Consider the following 251-nt stretch of genomic DNA (forward strand, 5'->3'; position numbering starts at 1 on the left):
AGTATTCCGGCTATTGGAGCTAACTCAGCTGTCAGAATCATAGCAGAAATTGGGAACATTCAGAGGTTTGACAACAACAGACAGTTGAATGCCTATACAGGTATTGATATTAGGCGGTATCAATCCGTTCAGAACATGATTAGACAGCGACGATTTGGTGGAAATCACATCGTTGAGTACTACGATAAATTAAAAACGCAACCCTATAACAAATGTCATAAGGTTGCCTCCGTCGCATGTGTAAACAAGTT

Annotated in this window: 1 protein-coding gene; it reads left to right on the forward strand. The window is 40.2% G+C overall.

The genetic code is table 11. The features are described 5' to 3' along the window. Positions 1 to 251, forward strand: a 251-nt coding sequence (locus tag ACYQ73_RS28390) for a transposase (protein WP_460015465.1), incomplete at both ends; no start/stop codon positions are given.

The sequence above is a fragment of the Lysinibacillus sp. CTST325 genome (assembly GCF_054665055.1).